Raw genomic sequence first — 23,329 nt, forward strand, 5'->3', positions numbered from 1 at the left:
GCCGTCGCGTCGCCCGTGCGCAGGGCGTCCAGGAGCGCCGGGGACGCCACCGGGGGCGGGACCTCGGCGCCGCACGGCGGCACCGCCGGGGACACGGGCGAACGGTATGCCTTTCCGCTCTCCGCGCAGACCGAGGCCGGACTCGCGGCACTGGCCCGACGACTGCACCGGCATCTGGAGACGGGCCGGCCGGCTCCGCGGGACGTCGCCTTCACCCTGCAGTCCGGCCGCCGCCACCTCGAACGCCGGGCCGTGGTCGAAGCCGCGACCCTCGGCGAACTGTGCGCCGCCCTGGCCGCCCTCGGCCGGGGCGAGCCGGTTCCTGCTGCCGGTGACCCGCTGCTCGGGGACTGGCTGTCCGGCGCGCAGCACCACTGGCCGCGCCCCGCCGGCGCCCGCAGGATCCCCCTCCCGAACGAGCCCTTCCGCCCTGCCCGTCACCGTCTGGACGCCGCGCCGGACGTGACGGCGCCGGACGTGACGGCGTCCGTGCCGGGGCCCGTGCCCGTGCCCGTGCCCGCGGCCGCCTCCGCGCCGGGCGGGCCCGCCCCCGCCACGCTGGAGCACCTGGTCGCGGTGTACGCACAGGTGTCCGGCGTGCCCGTGGACCGGCTCGATCCCGATGCGCCGCTGGAGGACTACGGGCTCTCCTCGGCCCAGATCGTGCGGATCACCGCGCGCCTGACCGAGGACCTCGGCAGGGACGTGCCCGGCACGCTCTTCTTCGCCCACCGCACCCTGGCGGGTGTCGCGGGCGAGCTCGACGCTCCTTCCCCCGCGTCCCGTACCGCCACCGGGACCGCCGCGCCGGCCACGGTGTCCCGTACCGCCGACGGGGCCGCGCCCCCGGCCGGAGACGGACGGATCGCGGTGGTGGGCATCGCCGGCCGCTACCCGCAGGCCGGGAACATCGAGGAACTCTGGCAGCACCTGCTCGCCGGACGGGACCTCGTCACCCCGCTGCCCGAGGGCCGCCGGGGCATCCAGCCGGCCGGCGCCGAGCCGCCGACCGGCGGCTTCCTCGACGAGGTCGCGGGCTTCGACCCGCTGTTCTTCGGCATCACGCCACGCGACGCCGCCGCCATGGATCCGCAGGAGCGACTGTTCCTGCAGACCGCCTGGCACACCCTGGAGGACGCCGGCTGGACCCGGGCCGTACTGCGCGAGCGCCACGGCGGGCGGGTCGGCGTGTTCGTCGGCTCGATGTACAACGAGTACCCGTTCTACGGGCTGAACGGGCCCCGGCCGGTCGGTTCCGCGATCGCCGGAATCGCCAACCGGGTGTCCTACTTCCTGGACTTGAGCGGCCCGAGCATGACCGTGGACACCATGTGCTCGTCGTCGTTGACCGCCGTCCACCTCGCCGTGTCCGCGCTGCGCGGCGGCGAGTGCGAGGCGGCCCTCGTGGGCGGGGTCAACCTGTCCCTGCACCCCAACAAGTTCGCCGCCCTGGACGAGTTGGGGATGGCATCCACCGACCACCGCTGCCGCAGCTTCGGCGCGGGCGGCGACGGGTTCGTGCCGGGGGAGGGCGTGGGCGCGGTGCTGCTCAAGCCGCTGGCCAGGGCCCTCGCGGACGGCGACCGGATCCACGCGGTGGTGCGCGGCACCGCCGTCAACCACGACGGCCGGACAAACGGCTACACCGTGCCCAATCCGCTGGCGCAGGCGGACCTCGTCGCCCGGGCACTGCGGGACGCCGGTGTCGGCCCGGACGGGATCGGCTACGTGGAGGCGCACGGCACCGGTACGTCGCTCGGCGACCCCGTCGAGGTCGACGGCCTGCGCCGGGTGTTCGGCGACACCCCGCGGGACGACGGACGGCAGTGGCCCATCGGATCGGTCAAGTCGAACATCGGCCACCTGGAGGCCGCGGCCGGCATCGCCGGACTGACCAAGACGGTCCTCCAGTTCCGGCACGGCACCCTCGCGCCGTCCCTGCACGCACGGGAGCTCAACCCCGGGATCGACTGGGAGAACGGCCCGTTCCGTGTGCAGCGCGAGGCCGGGCCCTGGCCGGCCGGCACACCCCGCCGGGCGGGCATCAGCTCCTTCGGGGCGGGCGGTACCAACGCGCACGTCGTCATCGAGGCCCCGCCGGAGCGTCCGGCCGCCGAGCCGGCTCCAGGCCAGGACACCGCGCCCCAGCTGATCGTGCTGTCGGCCCGGACCGAGAAGCAGCTGGACCAGCTGGCCGAGCGCTGGCGGGACATGCTGCGCACCCGTCCGGCGCCGCTGGCGGACCTCGCCCGCACCGCGCAGCTCGGCCGGGAACCCATGCGTGAACGGCTGGCCGTCGTCGTACGGGACACGGCCCGGCTCGCCGATGTGCTCGACCGCCACCTGGCGGGCGACACCTCGGCCGTCGTACGGGGCCGGGCCGGCGCCACGCCCGGCGCGCCCGCTTCACCGGACCTGCCGCTCGACGCCCTGGCCCGTCACTGGGCCGGCGGAGGCGACGTGGACTGGGCCCGGCTGCACCCCGGCCCGCGCCGGCCCGCCGTCGGCCTTCCGGGCTACCCGTTCGCCACGGTGCACTGCTGGCCGGAGCTGCCCGCGGCGGCGGATCCCGGTGCGGCCGGGCCGCCGGACGCGGGTCGGCCGGCACCGGTCGAGCACGGACCTGACGGGACGCCGGCCGCCGGCCCGCCCGCCGCGGCCCCGGCCGCCCCCGCGGAGTCCGTGCCGCTGTACGCACGGGACTGGCAGATCGAGGCGTTCCCGGAGCCGGGGCCCGCGCCGGCCGGGACGGTGCTCTGCCTGCTCGGCGACGAACGGCCGTCCCTCGCCGCGGCCTTCGCGCCCGCCGAGTTGGTGACCCTGCGCCAGGGCACCGACTTCACCGACGTGTCCACGGCCCTCGCGTGCGTGCGCCAGGTGCTGGCCCGCGGACCGGTCACCGGCTTCCTGGACCTGTGCGCGCTCGCCGAGGAACCGGCCGACGAGCACGACGCCGGCCCGTGGACGGCCCGGCTGGCGATCCTGCAACAGGTGCTCGCCGCACGCCCGGCCGACGGCCTGCGCGTCCTGACCGTCACCAGTGGCCTGTTCGCGCTGCCCGGCGTCCCGGTACGGGCCGCAGGCGCCCGGATGTCGGCCTTCGTCCGGTCGCTGGGCGCCGAGTACCCCTGGGTCCGGTCGACCGTACTCGACAGCGACCGCCCCGACCGGCTGGACGAACTCCTCGCGGTGTGGCGGGACTCGGGCCCGTACGGTGAACTCGGGCTGCGCGAGGGCCGGCGTTACCGGCCCGTCCTGGTCCCCGTACCCGCCGGCCCGGCATCCTGGCGGCCCGACCCCGAGCGGGTCTACCTGATCACCGGCGGCACCCGGGGCCTGGGCGCCCTCGCCGCCAGGCACCTGGCCGCCCGAGGCGCCCGCCGGCTGGCCGTGCTCGGTGTACGGCCGCTGCCGCCCCGGCACGAGTGGACCGGCGAGCACCTCACCGGGCCGGCCGCGGAGGCCGTGGCGAACATCCGGGAACTGGAGCGGCTCGGCGCCCGTGTCATGACCCACACCGGTCCGCTGAGCGAGCGCGGCACGCTCGCGGCGTACCTGGACGAGGTGAGGACCGCGCTCGGCCCGATCGGAGGCATCGTGCACTGCGCGGGCCGCCCCGGCAGCGGCCCCGCGCCACTGGTCCGCAAGGACATCGCCGACGTACGGCGGGTCCTCGAGCCCAAGGGCGACGGGCTGGACGCACTGCTGGAGCTGACCGCCGCGGACCCGCTGGAGTTCGTGGTGCTCTACTCCTCCGTCAGCTCCGCCGTCCCCGCCCTCTCCGCGGGCGTCGCCGACTACGCCGCCGCCAACGCCTACCTGGACCTCGTCGCGCGCCACCGCAGCGGTGTCCGGGCCGTGAACTGGCCGGTGTGGCGGCAGACCGGCGGCGGCACCGGCCGGCCGGACGCGGCAGCCCCGGCCGGGCTGGACGCCCTGAGCGACGCGGCCGGGCTCGCCGTTCTCGACCAGGTGCTCGACGGCCCTGCGGCCTCCGTGCTGCTGCCGTGCCCGGCCTCCGGCGGTGCCTTCGACGCGGAGGGGGCGCTGCGGGCGAACCGGCCGCCGGGAGCGCGGGCCGCGGCCCGGGCCGCCGCCGTGCCGCACGGCCACGGCCACGGTCACGGTCACGGCGCGGAGCCCGCGCCGTGGCTGGTGGAGCTGTTCGCACAGGCGCTGCGCATCCCCGCCGCCGAACTGGAGCACGACGTCACGTTCACCGACCTCGGAGTGGAGTCGGTGCTCCTCGGCGAACTGGTGACCCGTATCGAGGAGGTGACGGACCGTCCACTGGACCCGGCAGCTCTCCTGGACCACCCGACGCTCGAGCGGCTGAGCGCCCATCTGGCCGAAGCCGGCCTCACCGCGGCTGTCGCAGGGGCGGCCCCCACCGCCGTCGGGTCCTCCCTCCGGCCGGCCGGGAACGGGACACCCGGCGGCCGGATCGCGGTGATCGGCACGGCCTGCCGCTTCCCCGGCGCTCCGGACCTGGACGCGTTCTGGCACCTGCTGCGCACGGGGGGCTTCGCGGTCACCGAGGTCCCCGAAGGCCGGTGGGACACCGCCGGCCTGTACCGGCCGGAACGCTCGCCCGGGTACAGCGTCAGCAAGTGGGGCGGATTCCTCGACGGGCTGGAGGACTTCGACCCCGAGTTCTTCGGCATGACGGAGCAGGAGGCCCGTGACCTCGACCCGGCGATCCGGCTGACCATGGAGACCACGGCCGCCTGCCTGCGCGACGCCGGCTACACCGACGAGGAGCTGCGCGGCCGGGACGTCGGTGTGTTCATGGGCGCGAGGATGTCGGGGTACCGGCGGCGCATCGGCCTGGAGGACTCCGCCAACGGTCTCGGTGGCGACCAGAACTTCATCGCGGCCCGGGTCGCCCACCAGTACGACTTCCGGGGCCCGGCCCTCGTCGTCGACAGCGCGTGCTCCTCGGCACTGGTGAGCGTGCAGACGGCGGTGCGCAGTCTGCTGGCGGGGGAGTCTGCCGCCGCCCTGGCGGGCGGGGTCGAGGTGCTCCTCGACGAAGAGCCCTACCTCGAGTTCAGTGTCGCGCGGGCGCTGTCGCCGCGCGGCCGGTGCGCCACCTTCGACCAGGACGCCGACGGTTTCGTACCGGGCGAGGGCTGCGGAGTGCTGCTGCTCAAGACACTGGAGCGGGCCGTGGCCGACGGGGACCGCATCCGTGCCGTGATCGACGCCGTCGCCGTGGGGAACGACGGCCGCACCATGGGCCTGACCACCCCCAACCCGGTCGCCCAGGCCCAGGTGGTGCGCACAGCGCTCGCCGGGGCCGGGGTCGGGGCCGACGAGGTGGGGCTGATCGAGGCGCACGGGACCGGCACGCTGATCGGCGACCCCATCGAACTGCGGGCGCTGACCGAGGCGTTCCGTGAGCAGACGGACCGCACCGGTTTCTGCGCGATCGGCAGCGTGAAGTCCAACATCGGGCATCTGCTGAGCGCGGCGGGGATCGCCGGTCTCGTCAAGGCGCTGCTCGCGGTCGAGCACGCCGAGATCCCGCCGACGCTGTTCTGCGAGACGCCCAACCCCCGGTTCGACTTCGCCACGTCGCCGTTCGCACCGGCGACCCGTGGGCGGGAGTGGACCGGACGGCGGGTGGCCGGCGTCAGTGCCTTCGGGCTGGGCGGCACCAACGCCCACGCGATCGTCTCCGAACCGCCCGGCGGGCCGGGCCCGGTCCGCTCACCCCTGCCGGCGCCGGTCTTCTCGCGCCGCCGGCTGTGGCGGGAGCGCCCGTCACAGCCCCGGCAGCAGACGGCGGAGCCCGCCGGGCCGCCGGACACCGGGCAGCCGGACACCGGACCGCTGGTGGCTTCCGTGCTCCGACTGAGCTTCCGCACCCATGGAAAGGCAGGAGTATGACCGCGTTCGCACTCGACCTCGCTTCCGGCCGGCCCCCCGTTGCCCGGGTCACGGGCGCCCCCGGCGCGACGGCCGGGCTGCGCGCGGCCGTCGACGAAGCGGTCGCCGCACACGGCGCGGTACTGCTGCGCGGATGGCGGATAGCCGACGAGGCGTCCGCCGAAGCCGCGGTCCGCGCGGTCACGTCGCAGCCGATGGCCGAGTACGAGCCGTTCGCGCCCAGGACGGAGTACCGGCCCGGACTCCACTCGTCCACCGAGTGGCCGCCGGACCAGCCCATGTGCATGCACCACGAGCTGAGCTACGCCCTGCGGGTACCGGGCCGGCAGGTCTTCGTCTGCCTGACCGCCCCCGAGCACGGCGGCGCCGTCGCACTCGCCGACGGCGCCGCCGTGCTGCGGGACCTGCCCGCCGCGCTCGTGAACCGCTTCGAACGGCACGGCTGGCGGCTGCACCGCACCCACAACGGCCCCGTGGGCGTCACCTGGCAGCAGGCCTTCGCCACCGAGGACCGGGCGGAACTGGAGCTGTACTGCAAGGAGAACGGCATCAGCTGCACCTGGGGGCCCGGCGGCACGCTGCGCACCAGCCGTGTCCGGCCGGCCGTGGTGCGCCACCCCGGCTCGGGCGAACGCGTCTGGTTCAACCAGATAGCGTTCCTCAACGAATGGACCATGGACCCGGCTGTGCGCGAGTACCTGCTCTTCGAGTCCGGGCCGGACGGTCTGCCGTTCAACACGCTGTGCGGCGACGGCACTTCGCTGGACCGCGCCACCGTCGACCTGATCAACGAGGTCTACGAGGCCCACACCGTCCGCGAGCCGTGGCAGGACGGGGACGTACTCGTGGTGGACAACCTCAGGACGGCGCACAGCAGGGACCCGTACCAGGGCGAACGGCGGGTCGCCGTCGCCCTGGCCGATCCGGTGACGGTCAGTCGAAGCTGAGCGAGCGGTACAGCGACACGTCCGGGCTGATCAGGGAACAGGCCCGGACGGTCGCGCCCACCTTCTCCACATAACCCGGGTCCGCGGTGTCCAGCAGCACCCCCAGCATGGTGCCGCTGTGCGCCGCGACCACACCGAGCGCCCCCACCTCGCGGGCGATCCGCGCCACGTCGGCCAGGGTGCGCTTGGGCCACAGCGCCTGGTTCATCTCGGCACTGCGGGTGGCGATGCCCCCGACCTCGGCCAGGTCGCGCCGGGCCACGGCGGAGGTCATCCGCTCCAGCAGGACCGCGTACTCGCGGCGGTCGGCCGCGCTGAACGGCTTGGCGAGCCGGTTGAAGGCGACGGTGTCGACCGTGCCGCCCTCGTCCATGCCGACGATCGTCATGGTGGGCAGTGATCCCAGCAGCGCACGCAGCCGCACCCGGCGGTGGTCGAAAGCGACCACCCCCGGGTAGAGCACGCCGTCGGTCGGCTCGACCCGCCGCAGCAGGTCCTCCAGCCGGCGCGGCGGCAGATCCAGCCCGACGGCGTTCGCCACCGCGCGGGCCGTGGCCACCAGGTCGGCCGAGGAACTGGCCATGCCCTTGCCCTCGGGAAGGTTGCCGTCGAGGGTGAGCACCCCGCCGGGCGGGCCGCCCGCGCACTCCAGGACCATCTCGGCCATCCGGCGGGCCTTGCTCTTGGCCGCCGGGTCCACGGTGACGCCTGCCAGCTCCGGATCGACCCGGTAGCAGGCCATGGTCCACCGGGCGACCGGCAGGGTGACGAGGAAGTCGGCGCCGGGTGCGGGGAGCCTGCCCTGCAGCAGTTCCCCGAAGGTCCCGAAGCAGGTGCTCACCCCGGTGGCGCCCCGGTGCAGGACCGGGGCGCCACCGGCGGCGGGAACGCCGTCCACCTGCATCAGGCCCGCGGGCAGCGGGCGGCGACCAGGGCCGCCACGTCCGGGGCCCGGGTCCTGACGAAGTAGTGACCGCCCTCGTCGAAGCTGTACAGCGCGACCGAACCGGCGGCCTGCTCCCAGAGCTTGTAGCGCTGCTGCGGCTCCCGGGTGGTCGGGTCGTCGGCCGTGACGACCACCTCCACCGGGGTGGTGAGCCGGGGCGGCCGCGGGGTGTCCTGGAGGGAGAGCAGGTAGTCGTTGGTCGAGCAGACGTCGTGCCGGTAGGCGTGACCGACCTGCTCGGAACGTTCCGCCTTGAACATGTCCAGCTCGACGTAGACGCTGTCGCCGCGCAGCCGGGCGGTGATCTCCCGGTTGGTGAGAGCGGTGACCTCCGTGCTCTCGCGGTGGAGTTCGGCCGGGTCCTCCAGCAGCAGGGCACCGATGAACACCCGGTCCGCGGGCCGGCCGGCGATCTCCAGCAGCCGGGCCGCCTCGATCGCGTACGTACCGCCGGCGCAGTGGCCCCACAGCATGACCGGCCCGTCGGGCAGTTCACGGACCACCCGCCGGGCGATCGCCGCCACGTCCTCGAGGGGCTCGTCGGGCCGGCTGATGTCGTGGCCGGGCAGTTCGACCGCCGACACCGCGATCCCCTGTGGCGCCAGCTCCCTGGCGAGCAGCTGGAAGTTGACCGCGTTACCGCCCGCGTAGGGGAAGCACACCAGCGTGGCCCGGGTGCCGTCGTCCGGTGCGGACAGCTGCTGCAGCAGGCTCTCGGAGCCGGCCGGACCCGCCCCGGCCGCGACGCCGCCGTGCCCGGCGGCCGCGGCGTCGATCACCGCGGCCAGGTCCCGCAGTACCGGGTTGGCGACCAGTTCCCGCAGCGACACCAGACGGTCGAGCTTGACCATGAGCCGGACGGCGGCCAGCGACGTGCCGCCGAGGGCGAAGAAGTCGTCGTCGCGCCCGATCCGGCCCACCAGCACCCCCAGCACCTCCGCCCACGCGGTGGCGAGCCTGCCCTCGGTCTCGGTGGCGGGCGGCAGGTAGGCGGAGACGCCCTGCCCCAGCTCGCCCGCGAGCCCCGCCAGCAGCTTCTTGTTCGTCTTGCCGTTCTCGGTGAGGGGCAGGGCGTCCAGGCGGTGGAAGTACGACGGCACCATGTACTCGGGCAGTGTGCCGGCGAGGAAGTCACGGAGGTCGGCCGTCTGCACGTCCTCCGCGCCGGTGTGGAAGGCCACCAGGTGCTTGGTCTCGTCCTGCGCTCCCGAGATCACCACGGCGGCCTCCGAGACCCCCGGCATCTGGAGCAGCCGGTTCTCTATCTCGCCGATCTCGATCCGGTACCCGCGCACCTTCACCTGCTCGTCCCGCCGCCCGAGGAACTCGATGGTCCCCTCGGGCAGCCACCTGCCGTAGTCACCGGTCCGGTACAGCCGGGTGTCCGGCAGGTACGGGTCCTCGGTGAACGCCTGGGCGGTGCGCTCCGGGTCGTTGATGTAGCCGCGGCCGACGCACACCCCGGAGAACGTGATCTCCCCGGGAGCACCGAGCGGAACGGCACGCAGCCGCTCGTCGAGGATGTAGGTGTTCACGTTGCGCAGCGAGCGGCCGACGTTGACCACGGCGAGATCCCGCTCCGGCACCCGGTCGAGCACCGCGTGCATGGTGTCGTCCGACACCTCGGTCGCGCCGTAGGCGTTGACCAGCCGGATGTCCGGGTAGAGCGCGAACCACCGCTTGACCAGGCTCACCTTGAGCGCCTCGCCGGTGACCGAGACGGAACGCAGATCGCCGAGGGCGCGCCGGCCGCCCTCCAGGTTGGCCAGCATCACGTCGAGGTAGGCGGGAACGATCTGGATCACCTGGATCCCGCCGGCGGCCACCAGGCCGATGAACCGGTCGACGTCCAGTTGTGTCCCGGTGTCGACGATCAGTGTCGAGCCGCCGGCCAGCAGCGGCGCCAGCATCTGCCAGAGCGAGATGTCGAAGCACTGGGAGGCGGTCTGGGTGACCACCTCGCCGGGCTGCAGCTCCATGTCGTCGACCTTGGCGTACAGGTGGTTGAGCATGCCCTCGTGCTCGCACATCGCCCCCTTGGGGGCACCGGTCGAGCCGGAGGTGAAGTAGATGTAGGCGAGCCGGCCGGGCGCGACCGGGCGGCGGGGCGCGTCGCGGCGCGGTGTACGCCAGGCGTCGGACACCAGCAGCGTGTGGCAGGCGCGTCCGATGTGCTCGACCGCCGTGCGCAGGACTTCCTCGCTGCCCGGTTCAGTGACCGCGAAGCGGCAGTCGCTGCGCTCCAGCTGGCCGCCCACCCGGCCGGCCGGGAAGTCGGGCCTGACCGGCAGATAGACACCGCCTGCCTTCAGCACGCCGAGGGTGGCGGCGATCCAGTCGAGGTTGCGTTCCATCACGACCGCCACCACGTCCTCGTCGCGCAGACCGCGTTCGAGCAGGGCGTGGGCGATCCGGTTGGCCCGGTCGTCGAGCTCCCGGTAGCTCCAGCGCGCCTCGCCGTGCGCGGCGGCCGTCTCCTCGGCCCGGAGCCGTACCTGCTCCTCGAAGAGCTCCACGAACAGCGGGCCGGGCAGCGGGCGGCGGGGGCCGGACAGCCCGGTGCGCTGGAACGCCAGCTCCGGCTCGGAGAGCAGGCTCTGTTCGTGGTGTGCCGCGTCCGGGTCGGCGGCGAGCAGGGACAGGGCCTTCAGGTGGTAGCCCGTCAGCCGCTCGGCGTGGTCCGCCGTCATCACATCCCGGCGGTGGGTGAGCGTCATCACCAGGTCGGCGTCGTAGTGGACCGCGTAGGCGGCCTCCGGCTCGGGTGCTGAGCCGGTACGCAGGTCGAGGAGCGTCTCCGGTTCCTCGGCGGCCACCGGATCGGCCAGCGCACGGGACGCCTCGGCCACCAGCTCCCGCCAGGTGCCGTCGGTCAGCGCGGCGGCATGCGCGGACCGGCCGGAGTTCGTCAGCAGGCCGGTGACCAGGCTCTTTTCGGAGGTGAGGGCGCCGAGCACCTTCAGGTGCGCGGCGAACAGCACCGTGTTCAGGTCGACGCCCAGCTGGTCCGCCCGTGCGCACAGCGCGGAGGCCAGTTCGGTGCCCAGGGCGTCCCGCCGCCGGGCGCGTCCGGGCTCGGGGGCGGCGCCGGCGGTCGTCCACCGCGGCACCACGGTCCCGGCAAGCGGCTGCGTGTCGGTCATGTGGTCTCCTGAGTGCTCGTCAAGCGGGTCGTCAGCGGGTCGCTACGTGCAGATGCGCCGCGGCTCGCTCGGCGCGGTCCGCGGCGGTGACGGCGTCGGGCCCGGTCGCGATGGCGTAGCCGAACCGGTCCCGGAACGAATGAGTGATCCGCAGTACCGTGCCGGGCGTGACCGTGATCCGGGCGTCCTCCACCCCGGGCAGCGCCCGGGCGTCCGCCGGGCCGCCGACCGCCGTGACGGTGCCCGGCCGCCCGGCCAGCGCGAACCGGATCGAGGCATGGGCGAGCGGCCGCGGATCGAGCCGGGCGGTGTCGCCGGCCGCCCTGGCGACCGCCGCGGCCACCAGGTCCACGCCCGCGGCCCTGTCGACCAGAGCCGGGATCATGCCGCCGGCCAGCCGGGGGTTCACCTCGATCACGACGGCGGTGCCCCGGTCGTAGCGCAGTTCGGTGTGGGCGGGTCCCCAGCCGAGCCCCAGCGCCCCGACCGCGCGCAGCGCGGTCTCCGCCAGCTCCGGCGGAGCCGACGGCGCGGGGAAGTCGTGGCCCCGCTCCACGAAGTACGGGTGCGGTCCGAGGTGCTTGGCGACCACGCCCACCACGGAGTCGTCGAAGGTCTCCACCGAGAACTCCGCGCCGCCGGCGTACTGCTCGACCAGCATCAGCGCGGGCATCGGCCGGCCGCGCTCGTCGACCGGGGCGTCGAGCAGCCCCGCCGCGGCCTCGGTCAGCTCCAGCGGCCCGGAGCACAGCCGCACCCCGGTGGAGCCGGAGCCGGTGGTCGGTTTCACCACGACGGGGAAACCGATCTCCGCCGCGGCGGCCTGCGCCCCGGCGAGCGACGTGACGGCACGGAACTTCGGCACCGGCACCCCGGCGGCGGCCAGCACGGCGCGCTGCCGCTCCTTGTGGCGACAGCGCGTCAGGGCCTCCGGGTCCGGCGCGGGCAGCCCGAGAGCCCGCGCGGTGTGCGCCGCGGCAGCGATGAAGTACTCGGAGCTGGAGGTGACCCCGGCCAGGCCGTCCCCGTCCGCCAGGCGCCGGCAGGCGTCGAGCACCGCGTCGAGGTCGCCGGTGTCGAGCACCAGGTGGTCGACCTCGTCCTCGGCGAGGTACGGGTAGCGCCCGGGCTGCGCCGCCAGGACCACCGGACGCAGACCGCGGTCCCGGGCCGCCCGGCAGAACTGCCGCCCGGAACCGGTCGTGTTGCTCTCGACCAGCGCGAACCACGTCATGGCAGGGCCCCTTCCGGCTCCTTCGCCGCACTCCCGGTGAGCGCACCCCCGGTGAGCGCGGCCACGGCGGCGGCGAGTTCACCGGCCGCCGCGCCGCGCCGCTCGCGCAGCGACCGCAGCCACTGCGCGTGGTCCGACAGGTCGGCGAGCGCGCTGTCGAAGACCGGGCCGAACTGCCCGGGGCCGCCGCCGAACCGCTGCTCGGCCACCAGCGCGGGCAGCGAGATCTCCGCGTCGTGCAGCTCGTCCGGCAGGTCCTCGGCGCTCAGCCGCTCGGCCCCGCGCTCCACGGCGTGCCGCACCGCCTCGCCCACCACGGTGTGGGCGGCACGGAACGGTACCCCCTGCCGCACCAGACGGTTGGCCAGGGCGGTGGCCCCGACGAAACCTTCCTCGGCGCGGGCGAGCATCCGCTCCGTCACCGGACGGCCGCCGCCCACCAGCGCACGGGCCAGCACGGTGCCTTCGGCCACCGCGCGCAGGCCCGGCCAGACGGCGGCCACCGCTTCGGTACCGACCTCGATGGAGTTGGTGAACGGCGTCGAGCGCATGGTGGCCGCGGCCGCCGTCCAGGCCCCGATCGCGGCGCCGGCCTTGGCCTTGACGTGTTCGAGCAGGAACGCGTTGCGTTTCTGGGGCATCGCGGAACTGCCCCCGACGAGCCGGTCGGGGAAGGCGACGAAGCCGAACTCGGCGCTGCTCCACAGCTGGAGATCGGTGCCGAGCCTGCTGAGGGTCAGGGCCGCCCCGGCCGCCGCGGCCAGCGCGTGCAGCGCCGTGTCGCGGCTGGCCACGGCGTCCACCGCGTGCCGTGCGGGGCCCGCGAAACCCAGCAGCCGGGCGGTGCGGGCGGGGTCCACCGGCAGGTCCGTGCCGGCGACGGCGCTCGCGCCCATCGGACATCGGTCCAGGTCGTCCACGCAGCGCCGCAGCGCCGTGATGTCCCGGCCGAGGGCATGGGCGACGCCCACCAGGCAGTAGCCGTACGTCACCGGAAGCGCGGCCTGGTAGTGGGTGTGGATCGGCATGACCGCGTCCCGGTGGGCCCGGGCCCGGGCCAGCAGTACGGCCTGGGTCCGGACCAGTTCCGAGACCAGCGAGGCCAGTTCGGACCGCAGGCGCAGTGCCGTGGCGGTGGCCTTGAGGTCGTTGCGGGAGCGGCCGGTGTGCAGACGGCCGCCCGTGGACTCACCGAGCTCCCGCGACAGCAGCTGCTCGTAGGCCATGTAGAGACCGCGGGGCGTGGGCACGCCGTGCAGCGCGCGGAAGTCGTCCGCGCGCAGCCGCTCGATCAGCGAGGCCAGCTCGGCGGCGTCGTGGGCGCCGATCAGTTCCCGGTCGGTGAGCATGACGAGATGGGCCAGGTCGATCCGTGTGGTCAGCCGCAGTTCGGCGCTGATCTCGGCCGGTGACGGAGAGCCGTAGACGATGGACTGGATCTGTTTGCCGACGGTGGCGGTGAGACGGCTCATCGGGTTCCCTCCGCGAGAGGACCGGCGCCGCCGGCGTGTCCGGCGGCCCGCCGGACCTCGGCGAGGGCGCGGCGGTCCCAGGCGTACCTGCTCCACCGGTCGGACGGCACCGTCGGGTCCGCCACGTCGGCGGGCGCCTCGGGCAGGGCGCCCGTGAGATCGTGGGCGGCCAGCCACGCGTCGTCGTAGACGGTCTCCTGGTAGCGGTATCCCTCGTCGGGCAGCATCACCAGCACCTTCGCGTCCGGGGTGCGTTCCGCCCACCAGCGGGCGGCCAGATAGGCGGCGCCACTGGTGGGGCCCTGGAACAGCGCGCTCGTGGAGTGCAGCAGACGGGTGGCGCCGAACGCCTCCGCCGCCGTGCACCAGTGCACCTCGTCGAACGTACGGTGGTCGAGGTTGCCCGGCATCAGGCTGTTGCCCAGACCGCGCAGCGTCCGATGGCCGTCCGGCTGCCCGAACAGCACGCTGTGGTGGCTGTCGACGCCGACGGCGTGCACCTGCCGGCCGCCGGAGCGCAGCGCTCGCGCGATGCCGCACATCGAACCGCCCGAACCCACCGGACCGACCAGGCAGTCCACGGAGCCCAGCGTCCGCTCGATGTGCTCGGCGACGATCGAGTAGGAGGCGGGATTGTCGGGGTTCTCGTACTGCTCCGGGCAGAAGCTGTCCGGCTGCTCGGCCCGGATCTCGGCCAGCCGCTTGAGCCGGGCCTCCTGGAATCCGCCGACCTCGGCGGGCTCGGCACAGATCTCCACGCGGGCACCGAGGTCGGTCAGCCGGCGCAGCAGCGGCGGGTCGATCACCGGGTCGCTCACCAGCACCAGCGGACGTTTCATCAGGGCTGCCTGCATCGCCAGCGCCAGACCGAAGGTGCCGGAAGTGGTCTCCACAATCGTCGTCGCGAGGCCGAGCGCGCCGTCGCGCTCGGCCTTGAGCAGGATGTGCCGGGCCGGCACCAGTTTCATCAGGGTGAAGGCCGCGCCGTACAGGTTGCGACCGAGCCGGATGATCCGGGGCAGCAGCAGCGCCTCGGTCGTTTCGCGGTATGCATTTACAGCCATTGTGCTCCCCTGGGAGGGCTGCCATTCACCGCTCCACCGTCGCCGATGGCGGCCGGTTGGTCTGCTCAACAGTGAACAGACGCCGGCGTCGCGCCTGCCTACGTTTGCCGCCATGGAAGCAACGGAGGAGCAGAAGATTCTGGGAATCGTCCGCGACGTACTCGGCAAACCCGAACTGGGCCCCGACGACGACCTCTTCGACCACGGAGGCACGTCACTCGCCTTCGTGCGGGTGCTCGCGGAAATCGGACAGGAACTGCACGTCAGGGTGCGTGTGGGGGACCTGGGAGGCGTGGCCACGCCACGGAACATCACGGAGTGCGTCGTCAGGGAACAGGCCGTTGCGGCCGCCAACAGCGAAGGGGATCCGGCATGACGCAGAACGCCAAGGCGGGGGAGTTCTCACTGACACCGCAAGAGCTCTCGCAGTTTCACGAGAATGGTTTCTTCGGGCCGTTCAAGGTCTACGAGATCGAGGAAATGCGCAAGATATGGCGCACCGAGCGGCTCGCTTTGATGGACCGCAGCAACGCGATCTACCAGGAGGAGGCCGCGCAGTCGGGAAACACCAACATTTCCAACTACGACCGGCACCTGGACAATGATTTCCTCGCAGATCACGTCTGCAATCCCCGCATCACCGAAAAGGTCGCCGGAGTTCTCGGCCCCGACGTGCTGTGCTGGCGCACCGAGTTCTTCCCCAAGTACCCCGGCGACGAGGGCACGGACTGGCACCAGGCCGACACCTTCGCCAACGCCTCGGGCACCCCGCAGATCGTGTGGACCGGCGACGAACTCGTCCACTTCGGCGGAACGCTGACCGTGTGGACGGCGTTCACCGAGGCGAACGAGGACACCGGATGCCTGCAGTTCATACCGGGCAGCCACCAGAAGATGATGTACGACGAGACGAAGAAGATGCACTACGACCCCGACCGCATCAACGCGGAGGTGAAGGGGGGCGTCCCGCGCGGCTTCTTCGGCTACGACTACCGCGAACTGCAGATCGACAAGGACTTCGTCCCCGACGAGTCGAAGGCCGTCCCGATGGTCATGCGTCCCGGTGAGGCCATCATGTTCTGGTCGACCCTGATGCACGCCTCGCTGCCGCACAACGGCAGGACGGACGAGATGCGGCTCGGCTTCGCCAACCGCTATGTGCCGACCTCGGTACGGGTCTACCCGGACTCCGACGAGGTCATCGAGTACGGCGGCCGGGTCAGCCTGGAACGCTTCGGTTCCGTCCTGGTGTCCGGCACCAACGAGTACGACCACAACGTGATCGCCACCCGGACCACCACGGGGCACCCCTTCACCACGCGCTGACCCGCCCGCCCGGGAGATGCTGCGCTCGGCCCCGGTCCGCGCGGCATCGCGACTTCGAGGACGACTGCATGTTCGCAGCCCTGGAACACTTCGCCGGCGCAGGGACGACGCTGCGCGGACACTCTGCGGGAGAGCGCGGCCGCCCCGCCGTGGTGATCGCCTCCGCCTGCGGGATGCCGGCCGCGCTCTGCGAGCCCTGGATGCGGCACCTGGCCGATTCGGGCCACCACGTCGTGACCTGGGAGACCCGCGGTCTCTTCGGCGACGTCGGACCGGGCAGTGCCGCCGCCTTCGACGCGCTCGCCCACGACGTCGGCGCCCAGGCCGGTGACCTGCTCGCCCTCATGGACCATCACGGCATCGCCTCCGCCCACGTGATGGGGCTGTGCGGCGGTGCCGTGATCGCCCTGCGGGCCGCGGCGCGCCGGCCCGACCGGATCTCCTCGCTCAGCCTCTGGCACGGCGACTTCTCCGGCACACCCGGTCCCATGACCGGACATCAGCAGAACCTGCGGGCCCTGCTCGCGATGGCCGCGCAGAGCCGGCAGGACGCCTCGGCGATCAATGCCGCCCTGGCCGGCAGCGCCCGCGCCGGAGTCCCCGCCGAGGTCGCCGACCTCGTCATGTACCCCTACTCCGGCGACGAACTGTTCTACCGCTACGCCGCGCTGACCCTCGCCACCATGACCGAGGACATCACCCCGGCCCTGGACGGCCTGGACATCCCCACGCTGATCGTCACCAGCGAGGACGACCACACCGCCCACCCGGACGGTTCCCACCGCGTCGCGGCCCGGCTGCCCGGTGCCGGACTGCGGGTCGAACCGCACGGCGACCACATCTCCGTGTTCGCCGCGGGCCGGCGCCTCCAGCAGATCCTCGCCGACTTCGTCGGCGGCACCTCTGTGCTCACACCCCGGGCCTGAACCCGACCGCATCATCCGTACGAGGGGGGACGACGACATGGCCGCGCACCGGGAACCCGCCGCGCACGAGCAGGACATCGACTGCCGCATCCGGCTGGCGCACGCCGACTTCATCATGGCCAACCACGTGGTCCACGGCGTCCGCGTGATGCCCGGGGTCACCTTCCTGGACCTCGTCCTGCGGGTCCTCGTCGCGCAGGGGATGGACCACCGGCGACTGGCGCTGCGGGACGTCCTGTTCTCGGAGCCGGTCGTCGTCCGCGAGGGCCATGAGCGCGAACTGCGCGTCACGGTCGCCGCCGGAGCGGCGGGGACCCGGTCCGGAACCGGCGGCACCGGCCCCGGCCCCGGCAGTGTGCGCCGTGTGCGGGTGGAGAGCCGGTGGCTGCGCGACGGCACCCCGTGTGCCCCCTGGCGGGAGAACGCGCGCGCCGAACTCGTCGACTGCGACGAGCCGTTGCCCCCGCCGCTCGACATCGCCGCGCTGCGGGACACGGCCGACCGCCGGGACATGGAAACGCTGTACGCCCGTACCCGCCGGGAGGGCATCCGCCACGGCGGGCCGATGACCTGCGAGGGCGAGCTCCACCGGAGCGGCGGCGCGTTGCTGGCGTCCCTGAGGCTGCACCCCTCCGGTGCCGCGCACGAGGACGGCTTCCACTTCCATCCGGGAAAGGCGGACGCTTCCACCCTGGTCGCGTTCGGCCAGAACGAGGATGTCGGCGAGGAGCCGTTCATCCCCTTCCACATCGGGTGGTTCCGTGCCCCCGAGCCGGTGGGCGAGACCTTCCACGTGCATGTGGCCCACCCCGAGGTCGCGTCCGGCTCCGGCGACCTGGTGCGCAACGACTACACGATCCACGACGAACGGGGCCGGCTGCTGGCCGAGTTCCGTGACATGTCGTGCAAGCGCATCCGGCACCCGGAGCTGATCACCCGGCTGCTGGAGGAGGTCGATGCGCCCCGCACCGGCCACGTCCAGGACACGGAGGCCGGAGGAAGCGGCGGCGCGCCGGCCCCCGGCACGGACGGCGCGGCGCTGTCGGTGGCGACGGCCCGCCTCGTGGAACTGGTCGGGGCGGAGCTGGGGCGCCCGGCCGCCGAGGTCGCGCCGGACACCGGCTTCTACGACCTGGGGCTGGACTCCGTGGCACTGCTGCGCATCGGGGAGCGGCTGGAGGAACTGGTCGGCGCCACCCTCTACCCGACACTGCTCTTCGAGCACGGCTCCGTCGGCGCCCTGGCGCACCACCTCGCGCAGACCTACCCCGGGGCCCTGACGGCCGCGGGCGTTGTGACCGCGGGCGCCGTGACCGCCCGCACCGGACCGGACGGAAGCGGGCCGGACGGCACCGGCCGGGTGGGCCCCCGGGAGGCGACCGCGGGCGACGCCTCGAAGACCACCGTCTGCCGGACCGCCGTATGGACCGACGCCCCGCCCCCTGCCGCGGCCGCTCTCCCGCCGGGCGCACTGGTGGTGCTCGGCGCGGGCCCGGACGACGAAGCCGCCGCCGGGCCGTACGCGGGGGACGGCGCGGAGGGCACCGCCCGCCCGGTGGTCACCGTGGAACCCGGTACGGCGTACGTCCGGCTCGGCTCCGGCGCGTACCGGCTCGACCTCACGGACCGGGAGCAGCTCGGCCGCCTCCTGGCGGACCTCGCCGCCGAAGGCGTGCGGCCCGCCGGTTACGTACTGCGCCCGGGGGAGAGGCCCGCCGCCGAGCTGTGGGCCCTCTGCGCCGCGCTGGTCGACGCACGGCCCGTCGCCCCGACGCCGGTGCTGGTCCGCACGGTGTTCCCGGCCCCGCCCGAGCACGCCGCGCTCGCCGCGCTCGCCTCCACGGTCACCGCCGAGGTCCCGGCGCTGCGCTGCCGGCTCGTCGAGACCGAGCGGGACGCCCCGGCCACCCCGGCGGCCGTCGAGAGCGAACTGGCGGACCTGGCGGCCCCGGCCCCGGACGGGCCCGCCGACGCCTGGGTGCGGCACGCCGCGGGCCGCCGGCGGGTACGCCGCTGGGCGGCGACGGAACCGGGCCCCGCCGGTCCCGGCAGCCCGTTCACCGACGGCGGGGTGTACCTGATCACCGGCGGCGCCGGCGGTCTCGCGGCTCTGCTGGCCGAGCACCTGGTCACCGGCCACCGGGCGCGCCTGATGCTGGCGGGCCGGCGTCCGGAGGACGAGGCCGGCTGCACGGAGCGCATGGCCGCCTGGCGCGCGCTGGGCGGCGACGTCCGGTACGTGGCGGCCGATGTCTCGACCCGGGCCGGCGCCGAGGCGGCAGCGGCCGCCGCACGCCGCGCCTTCGGCCGGATCGACGGGGTCCTGCACTGCGCCGGGACCGTCCGCGACGGGCTGTTCTTCCGCAAGCGGCCGGGCGACCTGGCCGCCGTCTGCGCCGCGAAGGTCGACGGGACGATCCACCTCGACGCGGCCACGGCCGACGACGGCCTCGGCCTCTTCGTGCTCTTCTCCTCGCTCTCCGGTGTGCTGGCCAACCCCGGACAGGCGGACTACGCCTACGCCAACGCCTTCCAGTTCCACTTCGCCGAGCACCGCGCAGCGGTCCGCACCGGCCGCTCCCTCGCGGTGGCCTGGCCGCTGTGGGAGGACGGCGGGATGCGGGCCGACGACGATGCCGTACGGCGGTCCACCGCACGGACCGGGATGGTGCCGCTGCCCGGCGCGGCCGGGCTCGAAGTGCTGCGACGGGCCGTACGCGGGGATCACAGCGCTCTCGCGGTGCTGCACGGCGATGCCGGCCGGGTCCCCGCGCTGCTCCCCGCCCCCGCCCCCACGGCCGCCGAACCCGCGCCCCTGCCCCTGCCCGCCCCTTCGCCCGCGCCCGTGGCCGGGGCCGCCTTGGACGAGGGCCCCCACCGCGGTGACGGTCCCCGGGGAAACGCCGCCGGAGACGACGAGGGGGAGGACACCGGGGACGACGAGGGGGCGATCGCCGTCATCGGGCTCGCGGGCCGCTATCCCGGCGCGCCCGACCTCGACACCTTCTGGCGCAGGCTCGCCGAGGGCGTCGACAGCATCGTCGAGGTCCCCGCCGACCGCTGGGACCACAGCGCCCACTTCTCGGCGGACCGCGACGCCCAGGGCCGCACGTACAGCCGCTGGGGCGGGTTCCTCGACGGGGTGGACCGCTTCCAGCCCGCCTTCTTCGGGATCTCCCGCAAGGAGGCCGAGCGGATGGACCCGCAGGAGCGGCTGTTCCTCACCGCGAGCTGGCACGCCCTGGAGAACGCCGGCTACCCGGCCCGGACCCCGGCGGTCCGCGGTGCCGGCGTCTTCGCGGGTGTGATGTGGAACCACTACCAGCTCCTCGCCGAGGAGGCGGGCGGAGTCGCCCCCACCGCCATGCACGCCTCCGTGGCCAACCGCGTCTCCTACACCCTGGACCTGCACGGCCCGAGCATGGCCGTCGACACCGCCTGCTCGTCGTCCCTGACCGCGCTGCACCTCGCCTGCGAGAGCATCCGCAGGGGCGAGTGCGGACTGGCACTCGCCGGCGGGGTGAACGTCTCCGTGCACCCGCAGAAGTACCTCCAGCTCGCCCAGGGGAAGTTCCTCTCCACCGACGGCCGTTGCCGCAGCTTCGGCGAGGACGCGGACGGATACGTGCCCGGTGAAGGGGTCGGCGTGGTGGTGCTCAAACCGCTCGGCCGGGCACGGGCCGACGGCGACCACATCCACGGGGTCATCCGGGCGACGGTCCTCAACCACACCGGTCGCACCAGCGGTTTCACCGTGCCCAGCCCCGCCGCGCAGGGCGAACTCGTCCGTGCGGCGCTGGACCGGGCCGGCTGGGACCCGGCCACCGTCGGCTGCGTGGAGGCGCACGGCACCGGCACCGAACTCGGCGACCCGATCGAGGTCGAGGGGCTGCGGAAGGCATTCGACGGATCCGGCGCGGCCGAGGGCTCGATCGCCCTCGGCTCGGTGAAGTCCAACATCGGACACCTGGAGAGCGCGGCCGGCATCGCCGGACTGACGAAGGTGCTCCTGCAACTCCGCCACCGCGAACTGGTGCCGTCGCTCCACTCGGACCGGACCAACTCCCACATCGAGTTCGGCGGCACCCCGTTCAGGGTCCAGCGGGAACGCAGCCCCTGGCCGGCCGTCGGCGACACCCCCCGCCGGGCCGGTGTCAGCGCCTTCGGCGCCGGCGGCGCGGGCGCTCACGTCCTGGTCGAAGAGGAGACCCCTGTAGTGCGGCGACCGACCGAACCGCCCGCGGAGAGCCTTTACGTGCTGTCCGCGCGGACCGCGCCGGAACTGCGCGCGTACGCCCTCGCCCACCTGGATTTCCTGCCCCCGGCCGGCCGCTCCGTCGAGTGGGTCGTCGAGCGGGCGGCAGCGGTGCTGGGCATTCCCGCGGAGGCCGTCGGGCCGCACGAACCGCTGTGCGACCTCGGCCTCGACCTGCTGGGGCTGCGCGAACTGGGCGAGGCGACCGGCACCCGGCCCGCACCCGACAGCACCCTCGCGGAACTCGCCGCCCCGGACGGCGACGACGACCCGTACCTCCTCACCGACCTGGCGTTCACCTCACAGGTCGGCAGGACCCCGATGCTCCACCGCCTGGCCGTCGTCGCCTCCGGCATCGGCGAACTGCGGGCCGCCCTGCGACGGTACGCCGACGGCGAGCCGCCCGGCGCGCGTGCCTGCTGGACCACACCCGGCGGCGCTCCCGAACCACCGCGGGCCGTCGCGGAGGCCGACGTGGTCACCGCCTTCCGGGCGGGGCGGCTCGCCGAGGTGGCGGCCCACTGGGCGGCGGGCGGCGACGTCGACTGGACGGCGTGCCATGCCGGCGGCAGCGGCGCGAGACGCCGTCCCATGCCGGGGTACCCGTTCCAGGAGGAGCCGTTCTGGGTGGGGCGCTGGAAGGGCGCTGAAACGGTTTTGCCGGCCGGCTCCGCGACAGCCGGCTCTGGCTCCGGTTCCGGTTCCGGTTCCGGCACCCGTGCCGATGCCTTCGCGATGCCCCCGCGGCAGGCCGTGGAGACGCTTGTGGAACCGGTCGCGGCAGGTGGCGAAGAGGTCGAACTCCGCGTCCTCGACGAGGGAATCGCGCTGCTCGTCATGCGAGACGCGTACGGCAGCAACATGTTCACCGACGCGATGATGCGCGGCCTCCAGGACGCCTTCGCCCGTATCGAGGACGACGACCGCGTCCGCGCCGTGGTGCTCACGGGTACGGAGACCGTGTTCAGCATGGGGGCCACGCCCGAGGGGCTGCGCACCCTGGCCGGAGGAGGCAGCCGGTTCACGGACGTGCCGTTCGTCTACGAAGGGCTCCTGCGCTGCAGCCGGCCGGTGGTCTGCGCGCTGCGGGGCCACGCCTCGGGCGGCGGGCTGGCCTTCGGTCTCTACGCGGACGTCGTCGTGATGGGTCGCGAAAGCGTCTACAGCGCCAACTTCCTCACGTACGGCTTCACACCGGGAATGGGCGCGACCCACGTCCTCGGCGAGCGGCTGGGCGGCGCCCTGGCCGCCGAGATGATGTACACCGGCCGGCCCTGCCGCGGTGAGGAGCTGGAACGGCGCGGGGCCGGTGTCGTCTTCGCCGACCGGGCCCAGGTGCTCGCCACCGCCCTCGGGATCGCGCGCTCGATCGCGGACAAGCCGGCGGACGCGGTCCGGGTGCTCAAGCAGGACCTCGCGGACCGTTCCCTGGCCCGTCTCGCCCCCGTCGTCGCACGCGAGTCGGCCATGCACGAGCGGGTGTTCGGCAGCGGCTCGGTGGACCGCATCGAGGCCCACTTCCGCAAGGTGGACCGCTTCCGCTCCGGCGGGACGGAGCCCGGGCCGGCAGAGGCTTCCCCTCCGGTGCCGGCACCGGTGCCAGTGCCGGTGCCGGCTTCCGTCCCGCCCCAGGCTCCGCCTCCGCCCCGGGCCGCGCCCCGGCCACCGGTCCCGTCCCCGGCACCGGAACCGGCGCAGCTCTCGGCCGGCCGGCCGGAGGACGCGCGGATCACCGCCGTCGTGCAGGACGCGCTGTGCGAGAGCCTGTACATGAACCGCGACGAGATCGACCCGGCCCTCAGCTTCAACGAGATGGGTCTGGACTCGATCGGCGCGGTGGAGCTCGTACGGGCCGTCAACAAGGAGTTCGGCCTGGACATCGACTCGGTCGCTGTCTACGACCACCCCACGCTGCCGCGCCTCGTCGGCCACGTGGGCCAGGTGATCGAGCGCGACCTGAACCTCCTGGCGTCCGCGACGTCCCCGGCGGAGGAACCTGCGGCCCCGGCCCCGGTCCCCCCCGGGGAGTGCGTGATCGCCAGGGCGGGCCACCCCCCGCCGGCGGTGGCCACGGCCGACGGAAATGTGGAGCTTCGAGGCTCCTTCCGGTCGGCTCCAGCCGTT

11 protein-coding genes are annotated in these 23,329 nt (G+C 74.0%); 6 read left to right on the top strand and 5 right to left on the bottom strand.

The features are described from left to right. Window positions 1-15: 15 nt before the first annotated feature. Window positions 16-5,892 (top strand): beta-ketoacyl synthase N-terminal-like domain-containing protein, encoded by a 5,877-nt coding sequence (locus tag ACWD0Y_RS30890; RefSeq protein ID WP_450263597.1) that lies wholly within the window; start codon window positions 16-18, stop codon window positions 5,890-5,892. Continuing rightward, window positions 5,889-6,839 carry a TauD/TfdA family dioxygenase gene (locus tag ACWD0Y_RS30895; RefSeq protein ID WP_450263598.1) on the top strand — a complete coding sequence of 317 codons (951 nt, stop codon included), beginning with the start codon at window positions 5,889-5,891 and terminating at the stop codon, window positions 6,837-6,839. The genes ACWD0Y_RS30890 and ACWD0Y_RS30895 overlap by 4 nt, the downstream gene beginning before the upstream one ends. Here the strand turns inward: ACWD0Y_RS30895 and ACWD0Y_RS30900 are convergent. From ACWD0Y_RS30900 to ACWD0Y_RS30920, 5 genes are read right to left on the bottom strand one after another with little or no spacing between them, the layout of a single operon-like run. Further along, entirely contained in the window at window positions 6,826-7,743 is a 918-nt protein-coding gene (locus ACWD0Y_RS30900) for a GHMP family kinase ATP-binding protein (RefSeq protein ID WP_450263599.1), read from the bottom strand. The two genes, ACWD0Y_RS30895 and ACWD0Y_RS30900, sit on opposite strands and share 14 nt — an antisense overlap. Next, complete coding sequence (locus tag ACWD0Y_RS30905; protein ID WP_450263600.1) at window positions 7,743-10,928, bottom strand: non-ribosomal peptide synthetase; 3,186 nt, start codon at window positions 10,926-10,928, stop codon at window positions 7,743-7,745. Before ACWD0Y_RS30905 ends, ACWD0Y_RS30900 begins: the two co-directional genes overlap by 1 nt. 31 nt (window positions 10,929-10,959) lie before the next feature. Continuing rightward, the gene (locus tag ACWD0Y_RS30910; protein ID WP_450263601.1) at window positions 10,960-12,162 is read right to left on the bottom strand and encodes an ATP-grasp domain-containing protein; all 1,203 of its coding nucleotides are present in this window, start codon (window positions 12,160-12,162) and stop codon (window positions 10,960-10,962) included. Further along, the gene (locus ACWD0Y_RS30915) at window positions 12,159-13,634 is read right to left on the bottom strand and encodes a lyase family protein (RefSeq protein ID WP_450263602.1); all 1,476 of its coding nucleotides are present in this window, start codon (window positions 13,632-13,634) and stop codon (window positions 12,159-12,161) included. The genes ACWD0Y_RS30910 and ACWD0Y_RS30915 overlap by 4 nt, the downstream gene beginning before the upstream one ends. After that, window positions 13,631-14,698, bottom strand: coding sequence for a cysteine synthase family protein (locus tag ACWD0Y_RS30920; protein WP_450263603.1), 1,068 nt, complete (start codon window positions 14,696-14,698; stop codon window positions 13,631-13,633). Before ACWD0Y_RS30920 ends, ACWD0Y_RS30915 begins: the two co-directional genes overlap by 4 nt. Window positions 14,699-14,810: 112 nt before the next feature. Here ACWD0Y_RS30920 and ACWD0Y_RS30925 point away from each other — a divergent pair, with 112 nt between their 5' ends. From ACWD0Y_RS30925 to ACWD0Y_RS30940, 4 genes are all read left to right on the top strand, one after another. Next, on the top strand, window positions 14,811-15,074 hold the full coding sequence (locus ACWD0Y_RS30925) for an acyl carrier protein (RefSeq protein WP_450263604.1): 264 nt from the start codon (window positions 14,811-14,813) through the stop codon (window positions 15,072-15,074). Further along, window positions 15,071-16,024: a chlorinating enzyme gene (locus ACWD0Y_RS30930; protein ID WP_450263605.1), complete on the top strand. Its 954-nt coding sequence runs from the start codon at window positions 15,071-15,073 to the stop codon at window positions 16,022-16,024. Before ACWD0Y_RS30925 ends, ACWD0Y_RS30930 begins: the two co-directional genes overlap by 4 nt. Window positions 16,025-16,092: 68 nt before the next feature. Next, window positions 16,093-16,950, top strand: a complete 858-nt coding sequence (locus tag ACWD0Y_RS30935) for an alpha/beta fold hydrolase (RefSeq protein WP_450263606.1) — start codon at window positions 16,093-16,095, stop codon at window positions 16,948-16,950. A 37-nt stretch (window positions 16,951-16,987) separates the two neighbouring features. Further along, window positions 16,988-23,329 (top strand): SDR family NAD(P)-dependent oxidoreductase (locus tag ACWD0Y_RS30940; RefSeq protein WP_450263608.1); only part of this gene is annotated, 6,342 nt, incomplete at its 3' end.

The sequence above is a fragment of the Streptomyces altiplanensis genome (genome assembly GCF_053591575.1).